This is a genomic window from Alterinioella sp. (assembly GCF_058343375.1).
This window is the reverse complement of the sequence record NZ_JBTUJH010000121.1, coordinates 1-19,547: the sequence shown is the minus strand read 5'-3', so window position 1 is coordinate 19,547 and position 19,547 is coordinate 1. Positions and strand designations below refer to the sequence as shown.

Genomic DNA, 19,547 nt, shown 5'->3' with positions numbered 1-19,547 from the left:
GCCATAAGCGCTCACTCTCTTGCGCTTTGGATTCGGGTCCAAAGTTTGTGGGCTCGATTTGGCTGTACCCTTTGCGGGCGCGCCAGAGACCGGAGAGGTCCGGTCTCTCATGCGTGCCCCTACGCTTTTTTGCTGTATATTGCCGTGGGGTGGCCAGAGATCGGAACCCTCGATCTCCTGTGGCCGCCCAGTGGCTCCCCAGTGCCCATCCCTTGGGTCTAGGTACCATCCCACACAATCTGGAACCGAGTCGCGCTTTGCACCATGCTGTGAATGTGCTATACTGTAATCATAGTAGAAAAGTGTGTGCCAGTAAGACAGGGGCGTCTCCTCTGGAATGGGCCAGATGGGCCGAGAGGGGGCGCTTTACATTTGGCGCGGACGAACGGGACAGCGGTCAGGACATTCGGAGGGAAGGCGGTCAAGGGATACTATTATGCCAGCGACAGTCGTTATCGGCGCCCAATGGGGCGATGAAGGCAAGGGCAAGATCGTCGATTGGCTGTCGGAACGCGCCGATGTGATCGCGCGGTTTCAGGGCGGCCATAATGCCGGCCATACGCTGGTCATTGATGGCAAGGTCTACAAGCTGCACGCGCTGCCCTCGGGCGTGGTGCGCGGCGGCAAGCTCAGCGTGATCGGCAATGGCGTGGTGCTGGATCCGTGGCATCTGATGAAAGAGATCGAAACCGTGACCGCGCAAGGCGTCACCATCAGCCCCGAAACCCTGATGATCGCCGAAAACACCGCCCTGATCCTGCCGATTCATGGCGAACTGGACCGCGCCCGCGAAGAGGCCGCCAGCGCCGGCACCAAGATCGGCACCACCGGGCGCGGCATCGGCCCCGCCTATGAGGATAAAGTCGGTCGCCGGTCGGTGCGGGTGGCCGATCTGGCCGATGACGCGACGCTTGTGGCCCGGGTCGACCGCGCGCTTCAGCATCACAACCCGCTGCGCCGCGGGCTTGGCATCGCAGCCGTCGATCGCGACCGGCTGCTGGGCGATCTGCGCGCCATCGCGCCACAGGTTCTGGCCTATGCCGCGCCGGTGTGGAAGGTGATGAATGAAAAACGCCGGGCCGGCAAACGGATCCTGTTTGAGGGCGCGCAGGGCGCGTTGCTGGATATTGATTTCGGCACCTACCCCTTTGTCACCTCCTCCAATGTGATTGCCGGTCAGGCCGCCACCGGCACCGGCATCGGGCCGGGCGCGATTGATTTCGTCCTCGGCATCGTCAAGGCCTATACCACCCGCGTCGGCGAAGGCCCGTTCCCGACCGAGCTGGAGGATGCCGATGGCCAGCGTCTGGGCACCCGCGGCCATGAATTCGGCACCACCACCGGGCGCAAGCGTCGCTGCGGCTGGTTCGATGCCGTTCTGGTGCGCCAGACCTGCACCACCTCGGGCGTGAACGGCATCGCATTGACCAAGCTCGACGTGCTGGACGGGTTCGAGACCTTGCGCATCTGCACCGGCTACGACCTCGATGGAAAGCATCTCGACTATCTGCCCACCGCCGCCGACCAACAGGCCCGCTGCGTGCCGATCTATGAGGAAATGCCGGGCTGGTCCGAATCCACCGAAGGCGCGCGCAGTTGGAACGACCTGCCCGCAAACGCCATCAAATATGTGCGCCGGGTCGAGGAGCTGATCCAATGCCCGGTTGCCATGCTGTCGACCAGCCCGGAACGCGAAGACACCATATTGGTGACCGACCCCTTCGCCGACTGATCGCCGCATCAAACCGGCAAACCTGAATGAAAGGGGCCGACATGGCGCTCTCCTACAAATCCCGCCGCCGCTGGTCGCTGGTGATCCTGCTGCTGGGCCTGCCCGCCTATATCGCGGCGGCCTGGTTCCTGCTCAGCCTGTTCGAGGTCACATCGCTTTTTGTCGAGGTGCTGATCTATCTCGGGCTTGGCGTGCTCTGGGCGATCCCGTGCAAATCCATCTTCATGGGCATCGGTCAGGCCGATCCTGACGCGGCCTCTGAAAACGACCAAACCCCGGAGGCCTGAGGCCCCGGGATTTGCGTCGGTCACAATATGTTCGGCTTATGGCACCTCTCGGAAAACCAGCCACGCTTAACGCTGCCTGAAATCAAGGATTTCAACGCGGTTCAAGCGATGCACCCTGTCTCAAGCTTTCCGGGAACTGCTTTAGCGGCGGTAATATTCCGAGCGTCGGGTCAGGCGAAATTCACCCCGGCGGATTTTCTCGATCTGGCCATCATTCAAAATGAGACCAAAGGCGCGCAGGGCATCCTCGCGCGATATGGTGGTGTCGCTGCCTTGCTGGATCAGGCTCACCACATTTGATCGGGAAAAGACGCTGCGGCCCAGGTGATGGGTGCAATATCCTGCGGCGGCCTCGGCCAGATCGATCAGTTCGGTGGCCCCGCGGTCGCGTGCATAGGCGGCAAAGCCATCGGTCGGTTGCGGCTCGACGGCGATTTCGGGCACCTCCATGACAGTTGCGCTGGCCTGATCAGGTTCCAGACGCAGCGGTGCGATATCGTTGGCGTTATCGGGATCCATATCCTCGGCCTGGTTCGGATCCCGCGCAATGGCCAGGTTGCTCTTCACCACACGGCGCGGGCGCACGATGGTCGCCCTGGGCGCGTTGCGTGTCGGGCCGCTGCCCGAGGTCGCATCGACGCGCTGTTCAGAGACAAGAACCAGCGGTGCCGGGCGCGTGTCCTGGCTGGCGGGGCGGTCGAGGCGGCGCTGGCCGTCCTTTTGCACCCGGCGCGGGCGCATGACGCGGGCCAGATCTTCGCGATATGCCACGGTCTCGTCTTTCGGCTCGCTCGATTCGCCAAGCTGATCTTCGGCAGCACGTGCGGCGACAGCGGCCTTGAGATGCTCGATATTGGCGCGGCGGCGGCTGGTCTCATCGGTCGAGAGGCGGCTGTCAGTGGCCTCAAACAGGCGGCGGACATCCTGCTCGCCGGTATTGGCCTCATTCTCCAGCGTCTGGCGGCGCTCTTCACGCGCAACCCGGCGGGCGGCACGGTCGGCTTCGATGGCGGCCAGCTCGCGCTGCAATTCAGCCTCATCCTCAGGGTCCAGATCGGTCGGTGCGGGGTCGGGCGCGGCCTGCGGTGCCTGTGTGGCAGCGGTCTTTGCGGATTTGCCACGGATCACCCAGACCCGCGGCGCGGCGGGGTCAGGCGCGGGGTCTGGCGCTGCATTTTCAGCGCTGGCCTCGGGGCCGTCCCCGATCTCTGATGCGGCAGTTTCAGTTGCGGCCACCGGCGTCTCATCGGTGCTGGCGGCGGCCAGCGCCGCGATCAGCGCGGCGGGTGTGGTGCTTGCATCTGAGGCCGGGGTTTCAGTCTCGGGACCAGCCGCCGGTCCATTTGAAAAAGGGTCGGCGACATCCTCGTCCTCGCTGTAACCGGCGCTGTTGCCTTGCGCTTCTTCCATCGCGACCACACGGCGAATGCGGGCCAGTTTCGCGGCCACTGAATCGGGGTCGGGATAGGTGTCGGCAGCCTCGGGTGCCGCATCCTGCACGATGTCCTGCACGGAGTCGGTGGCAGTGTCGGCATCTGCGTCGGTTTCGGCATCTGCCTCGGCTTTTGCGGCCTCGGTGGCACCGTCATCTGCATCAGCGCTGAGATCAGCGGCCAGATCCGCCCCCTCCTTGATGGTCTCTTCAAGCGTGTCGTCATCGGGAAAACCGGCCATTGCCTGCATCACGGCAGAGAGAGTATCGGCCCCTTCCTCAACTGCTTCATCGGCTGCTTCATCGGCTGCGGCCGTCATGTCTTCCTGTGCGTCATCAGCATCAGCAAGCACAACGGAAGCGGCTGCGGTCACGGCTGCCAGAGCCACGACAGTCGTGGCACCGGTGATGATCGTATCGTCATGTTCCGCTTCGGGCGCTACGACCTCCTCTGCAACCTCCTCTACGGCCTGCACGTCATCCCCGGCTTCGGGCGCTGCAACCTCCTCGGCGGCCTGCACGTCATCCCCGGCTGCGGGCGCTGCGACTTCCTCTACGGCCTGTGCGTCATCCCCGGCTGCGGGCACCGCGTCCTGCTCGGTGGCCTGCGCGGCCGCATCTTCGTCCAAAGCAGCAGCGTCCCGGGCGGCCACATCATCAACCGGGGCACCATCATCCTCTGGCGCGGCAAGGGCATCGGCTGCCTCCGTCACGTCACCGGCATCAAGCGGAGCGTCATCGCCGGCCCCATCATAAACATCGTCGGTCTGGCGCAGGATCAACCCGGTATCGGACATATGGGCATCGACACGGGCCTGGGTGGCCTGTTCGGTGATCCGGTGCAGCATTTCGGCATCGGGCGTCGGCGGTTCGGCCCCGAAGAACCGGTCACCGGCGGCCAGATCGCGGAAATATTCCGCAATCGCCTTCATCGCCGAAAACGGATCATTGAACCCTTCAAGGGTGCAGGAAAATGTCCCGTAGGAGACCGTCAAAATCTTGTTGTTATCACTCATGGTCTGTATCTCTGCTCCTCCGGAGTGGCCCCGGAATTTACCATCTTGAGAAATCTTCTGACAAATTTATTCCATTCAATCCCGACACCAATTGGGCCATTGTTAGATTTCTGACCGGAAAAAAGGCGAGAATTTGCCAGTCTCATTGTCGAATATCCAATCTGACACTTTGGTGACACTATTAGGCGGGGGTGAGCTTAGCGCCGGCGATCTTGCCGAATCTTTAAGCATAGCCCCGAAACTTGTGGCCGCGGATGGCGGCGCGGATATGGCTCTGGCCCTCGGTCACCGGCCCTGCGCGGTTATCGGCGATCTCGATTCGCTCTCGGATCGCGCCCGCGCTGAATTGCCTGGCGATACTCTTATACATGTGCCCGAGCAGGAGAGCACGGATTTTCACAAAGCGCTGGCGCGGATTTCGGCGCCGGGGGTTCTGGCGCTGGGCATGACCGGCGGGCGCAGCGATCATGAACTGGCCGCCTGGCACGTTCTGCTGGCACAACCTGCCCCGCGCTGCATTGTCGTGGCGGCGCAAGATATCGTGTTTCTGTGCCCCGGCGATCTGCGCCTGGATCTGCCTGTCGGCACAAGGGTGTCGCTGTTTCCGATGGCCCCGGTTTCGGGCCGCTCAGAGGGGCTGGAATGGCCGATTGACGGGGTGTCTTTTGCGCCGGGCGCGCGCATCGGCACCTCAAACCGGACAAACGCGGCACAACTGCATCTGGTGATGGGGGCCGCCGCCATGCTGGTAATCCTGCCCAAGGCGCATCTCGGGGCGGTTTGCGCGGCGCTGTTTTGATCGCGCTTTTTTCCTCGCCACCACCTCGTGGCTTGTGTAAACCCGCAGGCATCCGCAGCAAGGTGCCTCAGACATGACCGCAAAGCTTTCCCCCATCGACAAGGCCAAATTCGTGGCCGCGAAACGCGCGGTCGACTATGTCGAGGATGGCATGCGCATCGGTCTTGGCACCGGCTCTACCGCCGCCTGGATGGTGCGCTGCCTGGGCGAGTTGATCCGCGATGAAGGGATCAAGGTCACCGGCGTCGCGACCTCGACCCGCACCGCCGATCTGGCGCGCCAGGTGGGCGTGCCGATCTCGACGCTCGATGAGGTCAAATGGCTGGATCTGACCATTGACGGGGCCGATGAATATGACCAGCAGCTGAACCTGATCAAAGGCGGCGGCGGGGCCTTGCTGCATGAAAAGATCGTGGCAACCGCCTCCGACCAGATGATCGTGATTGCCGATATCACCAAGCAGGTCGAAACCCTCGGGGCCTTTCCGCTGCCGATCGAGGTCATCCCGTTTGGCTGGCAGACCACCAAGGCGCTGGTCGAGGAAATGCTGGGAAATCTGGATGTCCTGGGCAATACCGCATCGCTCAGGCTGAACCATGAAAAACCGTTCCGCACCGATGAGGGCAATTTCATCCTCGATCTGCATCTGCGCCATATCCCGAACCCGCAACAGCTCAGCCTGGTGCTCAATCAGGTGCCGGGCGTGGTGGAAAACGGCCTGTTCCTCGATATTTGCGATGTCGTGGTGATCGGCAATGGTGACGGCACCGTGGAAGTGCGCGACATCAATAACGGCACCATCGAACATGAGCGGATCGACATCATTGACACTGACAACCTGTTTCTCGATATCGCCGATTGACCCCGGCCAGCGTGCCTTGCACGCACAGGGGCCAGCGTGCCTTGCGCGCACAGGAGGGGCCGGCATGCCTTGCCCGCACAAAGGCCTGTGCGCCGCTGCGGGCTGGCCAGGGCGGTCAGGCCCATGCCATAGCGGCAACAGATAAAACAGCGCGGGATTTGAACGATATGAGCAGATTTGACTATGATCTCTTCGTGATCGGCGGCGGCTCGGGCGGGGTGCGCGCGGCCCGGATCGCGGCGGAACATGGTGCCAAGGTCGCTTTGGCGGAAGAATACCGCATGGGCGGCACTTGCGTCATTCGCGGCTGTGTGCCGAAAAAGCTGATGGTCTATGCCTCGGGCTATGCCGGGCATCTGCGCGACGCCGCCGCCTATGGCTGGGATGTGCAGGTCGGCGCGTTTGACTGGGGCGCGTTCCGGGGCCGGCTGGATACCGAACTTGACCGGCTTGAGGCGGCCTATCGGGCCAATCTGGACCGGTCCGGAGTCGCCGTGTTCGACAGCCGTGCCACCATCGCCGATCCCCATGGCGTCGCATTGGCGGACGGCACCCGGATAACCGCCAAACATATTCTGGTGGCCACCGGCGGCTGGCCCATGGTGCCGGAATTTCCGGGCTCCGATCTGGCGATGACTTCAAACGAGGTGTTCAAGCTTGAGGCGCAGCCCGAGAGCATCCTGATCGTCGGCGGCGGCTATATCGCCTGCGAATTCGCCGGTATCTTCAACGGGCTCGGCACCAAAGTGACGCAGTTCTATCGCGGCGCGCAGGTGTTGCGCGGCTTTGATGATGAGGCGCGCGGCCATGTCGCGGACGCCATGCAGGCGCGCGGCATCGAACTGCATCTGGGCTGCAACGTGATGGAAATGCGCGGCGTTGACGGCGCCATCCGGGTCAAGGCCAGCAATGGCAGCGACGGGGTCTATTCCAAAGTGCTTTTTGCCACCGGGCGGATGCCAAATACGGCCGGTCTGGGGCTGGCAGAGGTCGGCGTGACGCTGAAACGCAGCGGCGCAATCGAGGTCGATGCCTACAGCCAGACCAACATCGCCTCGATCTATGCGGTGGGCGATGTCACCGACCGGGTCAACCTGACGCCGGTGGCGATCCGCGAAGGCCATGCCTTTGCCGATACCGTGTTTGGCGGCACCCCGCGCGCCGCCGATCATGACCTGATCCCGTCGGCCGTTTTCACCCAGCCCGAACTGGGCACCGTGGGGTTGAGCGAGGAGGACGCCCGCGATGCCGGCCCGATCGAGATCTATGCCGCGGCGTTCCGTCCCATGCAGTCGATGTTTGCCGGCCATCAGGAACGGGTGCTGATGAAAATGATCGTCTGCGCCGATACGCGCAAGGTGCTTGGGGTGCATCTGGTGGGCGATCATGCCGGCGAATTGATCCAACTGGTGGGCATCGCCGTCAAGATGGGGGCCACGAAAGAGGACTTTGATCGCACGGTTGCGGTTCACCCCACCATGTCCGAGGAACTGGTTATTATGAAAACACCTGTGCGCACGGCTTGATTTCCGGGCCATTTGCGCACAGGTAGCAATGGAAGTCGGCGCACCTACCGGGGCGCGGCATGAAAAACAGAGGGATATTGGCTGGTATGGCAGGTAATTCTGGCGGACCTTGGGGCGGCGGTGGCGGCTCTGATGGCGGAGACAATCGAGGCGGTGATGATCGGAATCATGATCGCGGGCCGCATGGCCCCGGGCCGGGGCAGCAGATCCCCGAGATTGATGAACTGGTGCGCAAAGGCAAGGAACAGCTCCGTGTCTTGATGGGCGGGCAGGGCGGCAATCGCGGCAATGGGTCCGGCGGCGGCGAAGTGCCACAGATCGGGCGCGGCGGCATCGCGCTTGCGGTGCTGGCGGTGGTCGGCCTCTGGCTCTATGCCTCGGTCTATTCGGTGCAGCCCGAAGAACAATCGGTTGAACTGTTCCTGGGCGAGTTTTCCTCGGTCAACGGACCGGGCCTGAATTTCGCGCCCTGGCCGCTGGTCACCGCCGAAGTGCTGGCCGTTACCACCAACCGCACCGAATCGATCGGCACCAACCGGTCCGGCGCTTCGGGGACCGGGCTGATGCTGACGACGGATGCAAATATCGTCGATATCGACTTTGAAGTCGTCTGGAACATCTCCAACCCGCGGCTTTACCTGTTCAACCTGCGCGACCCCGAGGCCACGGTGCGCGCCGTCTCCGAGGCCGCCATGCGCGAGATCATCGCCGCCTCGCAACTGGCCCCGATCCTGAACCGCGACCGGGCCCTGATCGCCGATACGGTCGAGGACCTGATCCAGACGACGCTGGACAGCTATGAGAGCGGCATCAATATCGTCCGTCTCAACCTTGACCGCGCCGATCCGCCCAATGAGGTGATCGACGCCTTCCGCGACGTGCAGGCCGCCGAACAGCAACGCGACCAGCTGCAACGCCAGGCCGATGCCTATGCCAACCGGGTTCTGGCCGGTGCGCGCGGTGAAGCCGCCCAGGTGCTGGAAGAGGCCGAAGGGTATCGCGCCCGCGTCGTCAACGAGGCCACGGGTGAGGCCAGCCGCTTCCTCGCGGTTCTCGATCAGTATCTTCTGGCCCCCGAAGTGACCCGCCGCAGGCTTTACCTCGAGACCATGGAACGGGTGCTTGGCGGGATGGATACGATGATCCTGGATACCGGTGACGGCGGCGCAGGCGGCGTCGTGCCTTACCTGCCGCTCAATGAATTGCTTAGCCGGAGGAATAACTGATGCGTAAGTTGACAATTTTCATCATCGGCCTCGTTGTCGCTCTCGTGCTGTTGCTCAGCTCTGTCTTCGTGGTCGATGAACGCGAACGCGCGCTGGTCCTGCAATTCGGTCAGATCCGTCAGGTGATCGAGGAACCGGGCCTCAATTTCAAGATCCCGTTCATTCAGGAAGTGGTCTATTACGACGACCGCATCCTGTCGATCGACACCGCCGCCATCGAGGTCACGCCGTCCGATGACCGGCGTCTGGTGGTCGATGCATTCGCCCGCTATCGCATCGTCGATGCCGAACAGTTCCGCCTTGCGGTGGGTGTCGGTGGCATGCGTGCGGCTGAGGGCCTGCTGGAGGATATCCTGAACCCGCAGATCCGCGCCGTTCTGGGGTCCGACGGGGTCACCTCCGATACCATCTTGTCCTCCGAACGCGCCGGGCTGATGGATCGGATCACCGAACAGGCCCGCCTGCGGGCGCTGCCGCTGGGCCTCGATGTGCTGGATGTGCGTCTGAAACAGACCGAATTGCCACGCCAGAACCTGGCCGCCACCTTTGCCCGGATGCGGGCCGAACGTGAACGCGAGGCGACCGATGAACGGGCGCGCGGTGAAGAAGCCGCGCAGCGGGTCCGGGCGCTGGCCGACCGGACGGTGGTGGAACTGGTCTCGGATGCCAACCGCGAAGCCGATATCGCGCGCGGTGAAGCCGATGCCGAACGCAACCGGATCTTTGCCGAAGCCTTCAACAGGGATCGCGATTTCTTCCAGTTCTACCGCTCGATGGCGGCCTATGAGGTGGCATTCGGGGGGGCCAATTCGTCGATGGTGCTGTCGCCCGACAGCGAGTTCTTCGAGTTCTTCGCCGATCCCATGGGCAATGCCGGGCGTGCGGCAGCGGCGGCAGCGGCGGCGGAGTAGACCCGATGTTCCAGACGATCCTCTGGGGGCTCGGACTGGTGCTTGTGATCGAGGGGCTGGCCTATGCGCTGGCCCCTTCTTTCATGAAGGACCTGATGGCGCGGATGATGCATGAACCGGTCGAAACCCTGCGCATCGCAGGCTTCGGCGCGCTGGTCATCGGCACGTTTCTGGTGATCCTGAGCCAGATCTTCGGGGGCTGAGACGAAAATATCCGGGCCTTTCAGGTCTGGCCGGTATGGCAGGGCAGGGCCGCGCCGTCAGAGCCACCGCCGCGCCCGGTGCTGCGATTGAGGCACCGATCCTTGCCCGGTTTCCGCGCCAGGGCTGCCCGGTTTCCGCGCGGGCTGCGTTTGCTGGGTCATCATGGCCTGTCACAGGCCTGAAACGGGCGACATCACGCCCATGTGACCCAGGTTTCAAGCCAATTGGTTGATTGACAGCGCGCGCGGCCAAATATCAATTGAACCAAAGAGCAGGGACACCCTGACCCGCTTTGACAGGAGAATGAAAGAGTGACCATCCAGAAATCACCCATCCGGGCCGTTGCTGCGGTCAGGCCCGCTGCCCGCGCCGAACAGGCATATACCGCAACCACGCTATTGCTCATCATCGCCATGGCGATGGCCGCATTGCTGACCACCGCGCTGCCTTCGCGGGCCCAGATCACCGGGCCGAGCAGCTTTGCCGATCTGGTCGATCAGGTTGGCGACTCGGTGGTGAATATCACCACCACCAGCCTTGTGGCATCGGCCGTCGGGCCACGCCCGCAAGTGCCGCCAGGCTCGCCACTTGAAGATTTCTTCAATGATTTCATGGACCGTCAGGGTGACGGTCCGGGTCAGCGGCAGCCGCGCCGCGCCAATGCGCTGGGCTCGGGATTCGTGATTTCCGAGGATGGCTATATCGTCACCAACAATCACGTCATTGTCGGGGCCGATGAGATCATGATCGAATTTCGCTCCGGGCTTGAACTGCCCGCGACCGTGATCGGCACCGATGAAAACACCGATCTGGCGCTTCTGAAAGTGGACCCCGAAGACCCGCTGCCCTTCGTATCCTTCGGCGATAGCGACATGATGCGCGTCGGCGATTGGGTGATGGCCGTGGGCAACCCGCTCGGTCAGGGCTTTTCGGTCTCGGCCGGCATCGTTTCGGCCCGCGAACGGGCGCTTTCGGGGGCCTATGATGATTTCATCCAGACCGACGCCGCGATCAACCGGGGCAATTCGGGCGGGCCGCTGTTCAACATGGACGGCGAAGTCGTCGGCGTGAACACGGCCATTCTCAGCCCCAATGGCGGCTCGATCGGGATCGGCTTTTCGATGGCGTCAAATGTCGTCAACCGGGTGATCATGCAACTGGAGGAGTTCGGCGAGACCCGGCGCGGCTGGCTTGGCGTGCGCATTCAGGACGTGACCCCCGATATTGCCGAGGGCCTTGGGCTTGAAGCGACCGCCGGTGCGCTGATCACCGATGTGCCCGCCGGCCCGGCGCTGGATGCCGGCATGGAAGTCGGCGATGTCATCATCAGCTTTGACGGCATCCCGGTCGAGGATACCCGCGAGCTTGTGCAGATCGTCGGACAATCTCCGGTCGGTGAAACGGTGCGTGTGGTGGTGCTGCGCGATGGGGCAACCCAGACCCTTCTGGTGACGCTTGGACGTCGTGAAACCGAAGAAAGCGTCGCATTCCCGCCCCCCGGCGAAGACGCGCCCGAGCCGCAGGATACCGAGTTCCTGGGCCTGACGCTGATACCGCTGACCGACGAATTGCGCGCTGAAAATGGCGTCCAGGACGTTGAGGGCGGCTTGTTCATCAGCGCGGTCGATCCGGCCAGTGAGGCGGCAGCACGTGGCCTGATGCCCGGCGACGTGATCACCGAAGTGGGCCAGGAGCCGGTCGCCGATATGGCCGGTTTCCTCGCCCGTGTGGCCGAGGCCGAGGAAGCCGGGCAGAAAAGCCTGCTGCTGCTGATCCGGCGCGCCGGCAACCCGCGTTTCGTGGCGCTGCCGATTGGCGATGACGGATAGGAACAAGGCCGGGGCGCGCGCAAGTTTCGCGCCCCGACCCTGCAAGACGCCCGGTCTGTTGGTTCAGGCCGGGCGTCTTGCGGTTTGCCGATGCAGTGGGCCGCCGGGGCGCTGTCGAGCGTGACCCTCCGGCCGCATCAAGGGTCGTTCCGGCCTTGGGGATCTCATCGCATGGGTTTCGCGCCATCAGTGCAGAAGCTCAGCCTTCCGCCGCCTCACCGCGCACTGCGGCGGCCTCGGGATCCCATACCGCAAGCCCCAACAGCCGCGCGGCCGCCAGCGACAGCACGCCGGAATTCAATCCCTGCGGGCGTTGGTAGTCCCGGATGGCGCGCCGGGTGCGCAGATCCATCACGCCATTGGCAGGCCCGCGATACATGCCACGAACCGCCAGCGCGCGTTGCACGGCGGCGATGAATTCGGGGCTGGTCTGGGCCTCGCAGGGGGTTTCGAACCACAGATCATTGCGCGCCTGAACAATGCGCTGGCTGGTCTCGGTGCGAAAGATTGCCGGTGTGCGCATTTCACCATCATCCCCCAGTTCGGGGGGCCGCACGATGATCTGCTCGGTCACCGTCTCGATCACGGCGGGCGTCACATCGCGTGCGTAACAGGCATCGGCGCGGGCATTTTCGGGGCCTTGCCCGCGCGTCACGATGGTGCCGTCACGCTCCAGCAGCCGCGCCACCTCGGGCGAGGTCAGGGGCGCACATGCGGCAAGAACACCCACACCAAAGCCAAGAAGGGGAAGGAATCTCATATCGGGCCTGTATCCGGTTGCTGCCGCCGTTTTTCGGGGCTTGTCTGCTGGCGCGCAGTCTAGCGGGTTTCGCGCCCCTGCGGAAGCCGCTGCCGCGCAGATCACCCGCCGGGTGTGGCGGGCGCGTCAGGGGGGCCATCCAGCAACCGGTCCAGCATCGGCGAAATATCCTCGACCTCCTCGGCAATCACATGCGCCACGCCATGATCGCGCTGCACCCGGCCGGTGACCCGCAACAGACGCCCCGCCACCACCGCGCGGCGGAACCGTTGCTGGACCTTGCGCCAGATGATGACATTGCAGATCCCGGTTTCATCCTCCAGCGTGATGAAAACCACCCCCTTGGCGGTGCCGGGCCGTTGCCGCACCAGCACCAGCCCCGCCACCGTGATACGGGCATTTTGCGGCGGCAGATCCAGCAGGCCATGCGGCAGGCATAGCGGCGGGCGCGGCCAGGTGGGGGGGGACAGATCAGGCTCCATGCGAACAAACATAGAACATTTGATCCCTGTCGCAAAGCGGCAAGCTGCAGGCAAAAAAAGGCGCGTTTTCAGGCTGGCAAACCGGGCCCCGGATCGCTACCTAAACTGAAACCCGAAGTTAAGGACCGGCGGATCATGGCGAAAATCACCTATATCGAGTTTGGCGGCAAAGAGCATGTCGTCGATGTTCCCAACGGGCTGACCGTGATGGAAGGCGCGCGCGACAATAATATCCCCGGCATCGAGGCCGATTGCGGCGGGGCCTGTGCCTGTTCAACCTGCCATGTCCATGTCGACGCGGCCTGGGTTGCCAAGCTGCCCGCCATCGACGCGATGGAAGAGGACATGCTGGAATTCGCCTATGAGCCGGATGCAACTTCGCGCCTGACCTGCCAGTTGAAAATCACCGACGCGCTGGATGGTCTGGTGGTGCGGATGCCCGAAAAACAGATCTGATGCCGCGCGCGGGCGCGATAGTGATGGCCATGGCGATGGCGGCCCTGTTTGCAGGCCGCGCCCAGGCCTGTATCGCACCGGCGCATTCGCTGACCGCGATGCCGCAAACCGTGGTGGTCGAAGAATTTGACGGCGCCCGGGCCGGGATCTGGGGCGCGTGGTTCGACGGGCCGACCGAACGCTATGGCCACGCCGTTCTGGGCGACGGGATCGAGGCCGGCATCCTGTCCGCCTATTCCGCGTTCTCCAGCAATCTGTGCCAGACGGTTTCGGTGGTTCTGGACGACGACCACGTGTTCGAGGATGTCGCCCCGCGCCTGGCCGATCTCGATGGCGACGGGGTCAATGAAATCATCGTGGTGCGCAGCCATCGCCAGCTTGGCGCGCAATTGGCAATCTACGGCGATGCCCGCGATGGCACCACCCTGCGCCTGATTGCCAGCACGCCCTATATCGGCCAGGCAAACCGTTGGCTGGCCCCGATCGGCGCGGCCGATCTGGATGGCGATGGCATGATCGAGATTGCCTATATCGACCGCCCGCATCTGGCCCGGACCCTGCGCATCTGGCGCTTTGTGCCGGACGGGCAGGGCGGCGGCGATCTGGAGGAATTGGCATCACAGGACGGTCTGACCAATCACCGGATCGGCGAGGATTTCATCTCCAGCGGCATCCGCGATTGCGGGCAAGGCCCCGAAATGATCACGGCAACCACCGACTGGTCCCGGCTGATCGCCTCGCGCTTTGACGGCCAACAGATCACCACCCGCGACCTCGGCCCCTTCAGCGCGGCGGCGCTGCAAGCGGCGCTGGCCTGCGGCTAGCCGCACGGGGCGGTTAAACAGAAGTTAAAAAGTGACACCTGCGTCATAAAAAAGTGACACTCGCGTCACGGATCGGCGCGCAGAGCGCGCCGACACCGCTATTTGCCCAGCGCCCGCCAGCCAATATCCGAGCGGTAAAACCCCTCCGGCCAGTCCACCTTGGCCACCAGATCATAGGCCCGGGATTGCGCCTCGGACAGGCTCTCGCCGCGCGCCGTCAGGCCCAGAACCCGGCCGCCATTGGCCAGATATTGCCCCTCTGCGCGCAGCGTTCCGGCGTGAAAACACATCTCATGGCTGGTCTCGGGCATATCCTCCAAGCCTTTGATAACGCTTCCTTTTGAATAACTTCCCGGATATCCCTCCGCCGCCATCACCACGCACATCGCATGATCATCGGCCCAGTTCACCGCCATTTCCGCCAACCGCCCCTGGGCGCAGGCCAGCATCAGATCGAATGCCTGCGCGCCCAGGCGCAGCATCAGGCACTGGCATTCGGGATCGCCAAAGCGCACATTATATTCAATCAGGCGTGGCGCGCCGTCCTTGATCATCAATCCGGCAAACAGCACACCCGAAAACGGCACCCCCCGACGGGCCATTTCGGCCATCGTCGGTTTGATGATTTCATCCATTGTTTTCAATATGATAGCATCTGTCATCACCGGGGCCGGCGAATAGGCCCCCATGCCGCCGGTATTCGGCCCGGCATCGCCATCAAAGGCGCGCTTGTGGTCCTGCGCGGTGCCGATCGGCAGCACCGTCTCGCCGTCGCAAAGCACGAAAAAACTGGCCTCTTCGCCGTCCAGAAACTCCTCGATCACCACCGCCGCCCCGGCCGCGCCGAACGCGCCCGCGAACATGTCGTCAATGGCAGCCAGCGCCGTGGCCTCATCCATCGCCACGATCACGCCCTTTCCCGCCGCCAGCCCATCGGCCTTGACCACGATGGGCGCGCCCCGGGCCCGGATATAGGCCCGGGCCGGCGCGGCTTCGGTAAAGCGCGCATAGGCGGCCGTGGGGGCATTGGCGGCGTCGCAGATCTCTTTGGTGAAGCTTTTCGACGCCTCAAGTTCGGACGCGGCCTGAGACGGTCCAAAGCAGAGGATCCCCGCCGCGCGCAGCGCATCCGAGACGCCCGCCGCCAGCGGGGCCTCGGGGCCAATGATAACGAAATCAATGGCTTGCTCGGCAGCGAAGGCCACCACGGCCCCGGCATCCGCCGGGTCCAGATCGGCACAATGCGCAATCTGCGCGATGCCGCCATTGCCCGGGGCCACGATCAGCTTGTCGCATTTCGGGTTTTGCAATGTCGCCCAGGCCAGCGCATGTTCGCGCCCGCCACTGCCCAGAATGAGGATATTCATATCGACCACCGCCTGTTTGGTTTGGCCAAGGCCAATAGCGAATGGGGGGGGCGGGCACAAGGCAAGGCGACGGTGCCTGTGCCGGATCCGGCGCTTGGCTCTGGAACCTCTGGGCGGTCGCCGCTAGGGTCAGGGCCATGAATGATTTGCTGGATGATGACGGGCCGGAAACCGGCCCCGAAGATGGCCCCGGAAATGCGCCGGAATTTTCGGTTTCCGAGATTTCAGGGGCAGTGAAGAAAACCGTCGAAGGCGCGTTTTCCCGGGTCCGGGTGCGCGGCGAGATCGGGCGGCTGTCGCGGCCGCGCTCGGGCCATATCTATCTCGACCTCAAGGATGACCGCGCGGTGCTGGCCGGCGTGATCTGGAAAGGCGTCGCGGGGCGTCTGGCGACGCAGCCCGAGGAAGGCATGGAGGTGATTGCCACCGGGCGGCTGACCACCTTTCCCGGCCAGTCGAAATATCAGATGGTGATCGAGGATCTGCGCCCGGCCGGTGTCGGCGCGCTGATGGCGATGCTGGAAAAACGCAAGGCGGCATTGGCGGCAGAGGGGCTTTTTGCCGAGGATCGCAAGGCCAAACTGCCCTGGCTGCCCGAAGTTATCGGCGTCGTCACCTCGCCTTCGGGCGCGGTGATCCGTGATATCCTGCACCGGCTGCGCGACCGGTTCCCGCGCAAGGTGCTGATCTGGCCGGTGGCGGTGCAGGGCGCGAAATGCGCGCCCGAGGTGGCGGCGGCGATCCGGGGCTTCAATGCGCTGCCCCAGGGCGGGCGCATCCCCCGGCCCGATCTTCTGATCGTGGCGCGCGGTGGCGGATCGCTGGAGGATCTTTGGGGCTTCAACGAAGAGGTGGTGGTGCGTGCGGCGGCCGAAAGTGCCATTCCGCTGATCTCGGCGGTGGGCCATGAAACCGACACGACGCTGATTGATTTCGCCTCGGACAAGCGGGCACCGACACCGACGGCGGCGGCGGAAATGGCGGTGCCGGTGCGCATGGAACTGCTGGCCTGGGTCGAGACCGCAGGCGGGCGTCTGTCGCGCGCGGTGACATCGGGGCTGCGGGCCGGGCGCCAGCGGATGGGCGATCTGTCACGCGGGTTGCCGCGGTTGGAGGCTGTGCTGGAGGGCCCGCGCCAGCGGCTCGATGCGGCATCGGACCGGTTGGCCCCGAGCCTGCGGGCTTCGACGCAAACCCGCAGGATACAGTTGGAGCGCCTGAGCGCGCGATTGCGACCGGGGCTGGACCGGGCCGTTGCGGGCAAGCGCGCGATGCTTGGGCAGGCGGCGGCGCGGCTGTCGCCGCAGCGCCTTGGCACCCATGTGGCGCGGGGCCGGGCCGATCTGGATCGCCTGGTGGCGCGATTGCGACCCGAGCGCCAGACCGAGCGGCTGCAGGCCGGGCGTGATCGGCTGCAAACCGGCGTGGCGCGGTTTCGGTCAGTTGCGGTGGCGCGGTTGCAGCAGCGTCGCGAGCGATTATCGGCGCTGGAACGGTTGCGCCAGACGCTTGGCTTCCGCGAGACGCTGCGGCGCGGCTATGCGATGGTGCGCGCCGGGCCGGATGTGGTGACGGGCAAGGCGCAGGCCGCGCGCGCGGGCCGGTTGGAGATCGAATTTGGCGATGGCAAGCTTGATGTTGTGCCCGATGGCGGCGGGGCGAAGCCGCGGGCCAGGCCAGGCCCCGGGCGTGGATCCGAACAGGGCTCGTTGTTTTGAGGGCGGGTTTCGCTGGCCTGACGGCCATCGACCCGGCGGGCGGACGGCCTCGGGCCCCCTGAGGCGGGAGCCCTCGGCCATCCGCATTGCCATGGGGTTGTGGCGGGGGGCGGTGGCATTTGGCAGGGCGAGGGCAGTGATTTGGCCGGGTTCGGCGCTTTTCCTTGTGGTCAGACCGATGCCGGGCGGGCATTGCTTTGGATATTTGAGGCGCAAAGAAGGCGGGCTTGAGCGCCTTGTGATGCGGGCCGGGATTGGCGATGGCGTGAGGAAGGGTGGCCCGGGGCCGGTTCAGGGCGCGCGGGCCATTTCGCGGGCGGCGCGTTTATCCATCACCTTGCGCCATCTGCGCGGCATTGTGGCGAGAGCCGCCATCACCGGCAGCGACCAGGGCAGAAGCGGTGCATCCGGGGGGATGTCCAGCAGGTCATAGGGCCGGTCTGGATGCATGTGGTGATCGGAATGGCTGGGGGCGTTGACCATCAGGAACGAGGTGAAGCCGCGCGGCGCGTTCCAGCTGTGTTGCGGGCCGACGGGTTCGAGCCGGCCATCGGGTAAAATGCGGCGGCTGAGGCCGTAATGCTGGATATAATCCGACAGCAATATCTGGGTCTGTGCCAGGGCGGCGAGGCCCGCAAAGCCGATCAGCCCGGCCCCGCCGCCGATCAGCGCAGCCAGGATAAGGGCCAGGGCCGCGCCGCTGATATAGATCACATAGGGTGAGAGGCTGCCGGGTTTATGGCGGCGGTTTTCCTGCGTATATCCGGCGCGAAACGACCCGATCCAGGCGCGCGGCAGGAAGGCCCAGAAGCTTTCACCCGGGCGCGGCGTGTTGGGGTCATCTTTGGTGCCGACAAAGGCGTGATGGACCAGACGGTGGGCCGAGACATGGTGGCCAAAGAGCATCGAGATATAGACGATTGCGCCAAGCCTGCGCAGGGCACGCGGGCGGCGGTGGATCAGCTCATGCGCATTGGGATGGCTGATCTGCCCCATGAAGGAGGCCGCGGCGAAGAAAAGCGTCAGGTTCTCGCCCCAGTTGCGCGATGGATCGGCAAAGGCAAGTGCGGCCAGCGGCAACAGTGCCAGATGGCCTAGCGCCAGAATGACCGACAGCGCCTCGGCCGCCAGCCCGTGATCCCGGCCTCTGGGAGGCGGGGCCATCAGGTGATCGAGCCCGGCCGCCAGCAGCGTCAGCCAGATCAGCGCCGCGCCCGCCCACCAGCCGCCAAACACCGCCCCCAGGATCAGGGCGGCAAGCGGGGTCAGGGTGGCCACATAATAGCGTGTGATCTGCATCGGGCTTGGTCCTTCATTTGCGGGCCGGGCGGGGCGCGCGCTGTCTATATGCGTTTTGGGGCAAAACGATGTCGGTTTTGGTGGGCGCGCCGCCTTCGGGCAGGATACAAGGAGAAAAATCTTTGCAAAAGGTGACCTGATGGCGCTGGATCAGAACAAGGGTGTGTGGAAATCGGGCCGTGGCAAAGGGCGCGCCACGCCGAAGGGGCGTCAGGTTGATGATGTGGCGCTTGGCGAGGTTCAGGCGCTGCTTGGCGCGCGCCCGCGTCGGCGTGATTTGTTGATCGAGCATCTGCATCTCATTCAGGACGCGCAGGGCCATCTGTCTGCCGCGCATCTGCGGGCCCTGGCCGAGGAGATGCGGATGTCGATGGCCGAGATCTATGAGGTGGCCAGCTTTTACGCCCATTTCGATGTGGTCAAGGAAGGCGAGGTGCCGCCGCCTGCGCTGACCATCCGGGTGTGCGATTCGCTGTCTTGTGAACTGGCGGGCGCAAAGGCTCTGCAAGCGGCGCTGCAGGATGGTTTGAACCCGGCTGAGGTCCGGGTTCTGCGCGCGCCTTGCATGGGGCGCTGTGACAGCGCGCCGGTGCTGGAACTGGGCCATCACCATATTGATCACGCCACGCCGCAAAAGGTGCAGGCGGCCATTGCGGCGGGGCATATCCACGCCGATATCCCTGATTATCAGGGGCTTGCGGCTTATCAGGCCGAGGGCGGCTATGCCACGCTGAGGCAGTTGCGGGCGACCGGAAACTGGCAGGATGTGCAGGAGAGCATGCTGGCTTCGGGGCTGCGCGGGCTTGGCGGGGCGGGC

The 19,547-nt window shown here is 64.3% G+C and carries 18 protein-coding genes; 13 read left to right on the top strand and 5 right to left on the bottom strand.

Going from position 1 to position 19,547, the window contains the following annotated elements; translation table 11 throughout:
- The first annotated feature begins 436 nt into the window (after positions 1-436).
- Complete coding sequence (locus tag ACW8PS_RS15560) at positions 437-1,732, top strand: adenylosuccinate synthase (protein ID WP_491528428.1); 1,296 nt, start codon at positions 437-439, stop codon at positions 1,730-1,732.
- Between the two features lie 41 nt (positions 1,733-1,773).
- Positions 1,774-2,019 carry a DUF2842 domain-containing protein gene (locus tag ACW8PS_RS15555; protein ID WP_491528427.1) on the top strand — a complete coding sequence of 82 codons (246 nt, stop codon included), beginning with the start codon at positions 1,774-1,776 and terminating at the stop codon, positions 2,017-2,019.
- A gap of 141 nt (positions 2,020-2,160) precedes the next feature.
- Here ACW8PS_RS15555 and ACW8PS_RS15550 read toward each other — a convergent pair whose 3' ends face one another.
- Positions 2,161-4,467 (bottom strand): hypothetical protein, encoded by a 2,307-nt coding sequence (locus tag ACW8PS_RS15550; RefSeq protein WP_491528426.1) that lies wholly within the window; start codon positions 4,465-4,467, stop codon positions 2,161-2,163.
- Between the two features lie 172 nt (positions 4,468-4,639).
- On the opposite strand from ACW8PS_RS15550, the gene ACW8PS_RS15545 reads away from it, so the two are divergent.
- The 7 genes from ACW8PS_RS15545 to ACW8PS_RS15515 all read left to right on the top strand — a co-directional run bounded on the left by ACW8PS_RS15545 (position 4,640) and on the right by ACW8PS_RS15515 (position 11,824).
- On the top strand, positions 4,640-5,266 hold the full coding sequence (locus ACW8PS_RS15545; protein ID WP_491528425.1) for a thiamine diphosphokinase: 627 nt from the start codon (positions 4,640-4,642) through the stop codon (positions 5,264-5,266).
- 73 nt (positions 5,267-5,339) lie between these two features.
- On the top strand, positions 5,340-6,128 hold the full coding sequence (gene rpiA / locus ACW8PS_RS15540; RefSeq protein WP_491528424.1) for a ribose-5-phosphate isomerase RpiA: 789 nt from the start codon (positions 5,340-5,342) through the stop codon (positions 6,126-6,128).
- Positions 6,129-6,295: 167 nt separating this feature from the next.
- Positions 6,296-7,654, top strand: a complete 1,359-nt coding sequence (gene gor / locus ACW8PS_RS15535; RefSeq protein ID WP_491528423.1) for a glutathione-disulfide reductase — start codon at positions 6,296-6,298, stop codon at positions 7,652-7,654.
- An 86-nt stretch (positions 7,655-7,740) separates the two neighbouring features.
- Positions 7,741-8,880, top strand: a complete 1,140-nt coding sequence (hflK, locus tag ACW8PS_RS15530; protein WP_491528422.1) for an FtsH protease activity modulator HflK — start codon at positions 7,741-7,743, stop codon at positions 8,878-8,880.
- Positions 8,880-9,791, top strand: coding sequence for a protease modulator HflC (gene hflC, locus ACW8PS_RS15525; RefSeq protein ID WP_491528420.1), 912 nt, complete (start codon positions 8,880-8,882; stop codon positions 9,789-9,791). Before hflK ends, hflC begins: the two co-directional genes overlap by 1 nt.
- Positions 9,792-9,796: 5 nt before the next feature.
- The gene (locus ACW8PS_RS15520) at positions 9,797-9,994 is read left to right on the top strand and encodes a DUF2065 domain-containing protein (protein ID WP_491528419.1); all 198 of its coding nucleotides are present in this window, start codon (positions 9,797-9,799) and stop codon (positions 9,992-9,994) included.
- Between the two features lie 414 nt (positions 9,995-10,408).
- On the top strand, positions 10,409-11,824 hold the full coding sequence (locus tag ACW8PS_RS15515) for a Do family serine endopeptidase (protein WP_491528429.1): 1,416 nt from the start codon (positions 10,409-10,411) through the stop codon (positions 11,822-11,824).
- Between the two features lie 199 nt (positions 11,825-12,023).
- On the opposite strand, the gene ACW8PS_RS15510 is transcribed toward ACW8PS_RS15515, so the two are convergent.
- Complete coding sequence (locus ACW8PS_RS15510) at positions 12,024-12,584, bottom strand: peptidoglycan-binding domain-containing protein (RefSeq protein WP_491528417.1); 561 nt, start codon at positions 12,582-12,584, stop codon at positions 12,024-12,026.
- Between the two features lie 101 nt (positions 12,585-12,685).
- A complete protein-coding gene (locus ACW8PS_RS15505; RefSeq protein WP_491528416.1) occupies positions 12,686-13,078 on the bottom strand; it encodes an OB-fold nucleic acid binding domain-containing protein in 393 nt (130 codons plus the stop codon).
- 123 nt (positions 13,079-13,201) lie between these two features.
- Here ACW8PS_RS15505 and ACW8PS_RS15500 point away from each other — a divergent pair, with 123 nt between their 5' ends.
- Positions 13,202-13,522, top strand: coding sequence for a 2Fe-2S iron-sulfur cluster-binding protein (locus ACW8PS_RS15500; RefSeq protein ID WP_491528415.1), 321 nt, complete (start codon positions 13,202-13,204; stop codon positions 13,520-13,522).
- Positions 13,522-14,346, top strand: coding sequence for an FG-GAP repeat domain-containing protein (locus tag ACW8PS_RS15495; RefSeq protein WP_491528414.1), 825 nt, complete (start codon positions 13,522-13,524; stop codon positions 14,344-14,346). The genes ACW8PS_RS15500 and ACW8PS_RS15495 overlap by 1 nt, the downstream gene beginning before the upstream one ends.
- A 98-nt stretch (positions 14,347-14,444) precedes the next feature.
- On the opposite strand, the gene purD is transcribed toward ACW8PS_RS15495, so the two are convergent.
- Positions 14,445-15,713 carry a phosphoribosylamine--glycine ligase gene (gene purD / locus ACW8PS_RS15490; RefSeq protein ID WP_491528413.1) on the bottom strand — a complete coding sequence of 423 codons (1,269 nt, stop codon included), beginning with the start codon at positions 15,711-15,713 and terminating at the stop codon, positions 14,445-14,447.
- A 137-nt stretch (positions 15,714-15,850) separates the two neighbouring features.
- Here purD and xseA point away from each other — a divergent pair, with 137 nt between their 5' ends.
- Entirely contained in the window at positions 15,851-17,431 is a 1,581-nt protein-coding gene (gene xseA, locus ACW8PS_RS15485) for an exodeoxyribonuclease VII large subunit (RefSeq protein WP_491528412.1), read from the top strand.
- Positions 17,432-17,722: 291 nt separating this feature from the next.
- Here the strand turns inward: xseA and ACW8PS_RS15480 are convergent, their stop codons facing one another.
- Positions 17,723-18,730 carry an alkane 1-monooxygenase gene (locus ACW8PS_RS15480; protein WP_491528411.1) on the bottom strand — a complete coding sequence of 336 codons (1,008 nt, stop codon included), beginning with the start codon at positions 18,728-18,730 and terminating at the stop codon, positions 17,723-17,725.
- 139 nt (positions 18,731-18,869) lie between these two features.
- Between ACW8PS_RS15480 and ACW8PS_RS15475 the strand changes: the two genes are divergently transcribed.
- Positions 18,870-19,547: NADH-quinone oxidoreductase subunit NuoE family protein (locus ACW8PS_RS15475; protein ID WP_491528410.1), on the top strand; the 678-nt coding region annotated here is incomplete at its 3' end.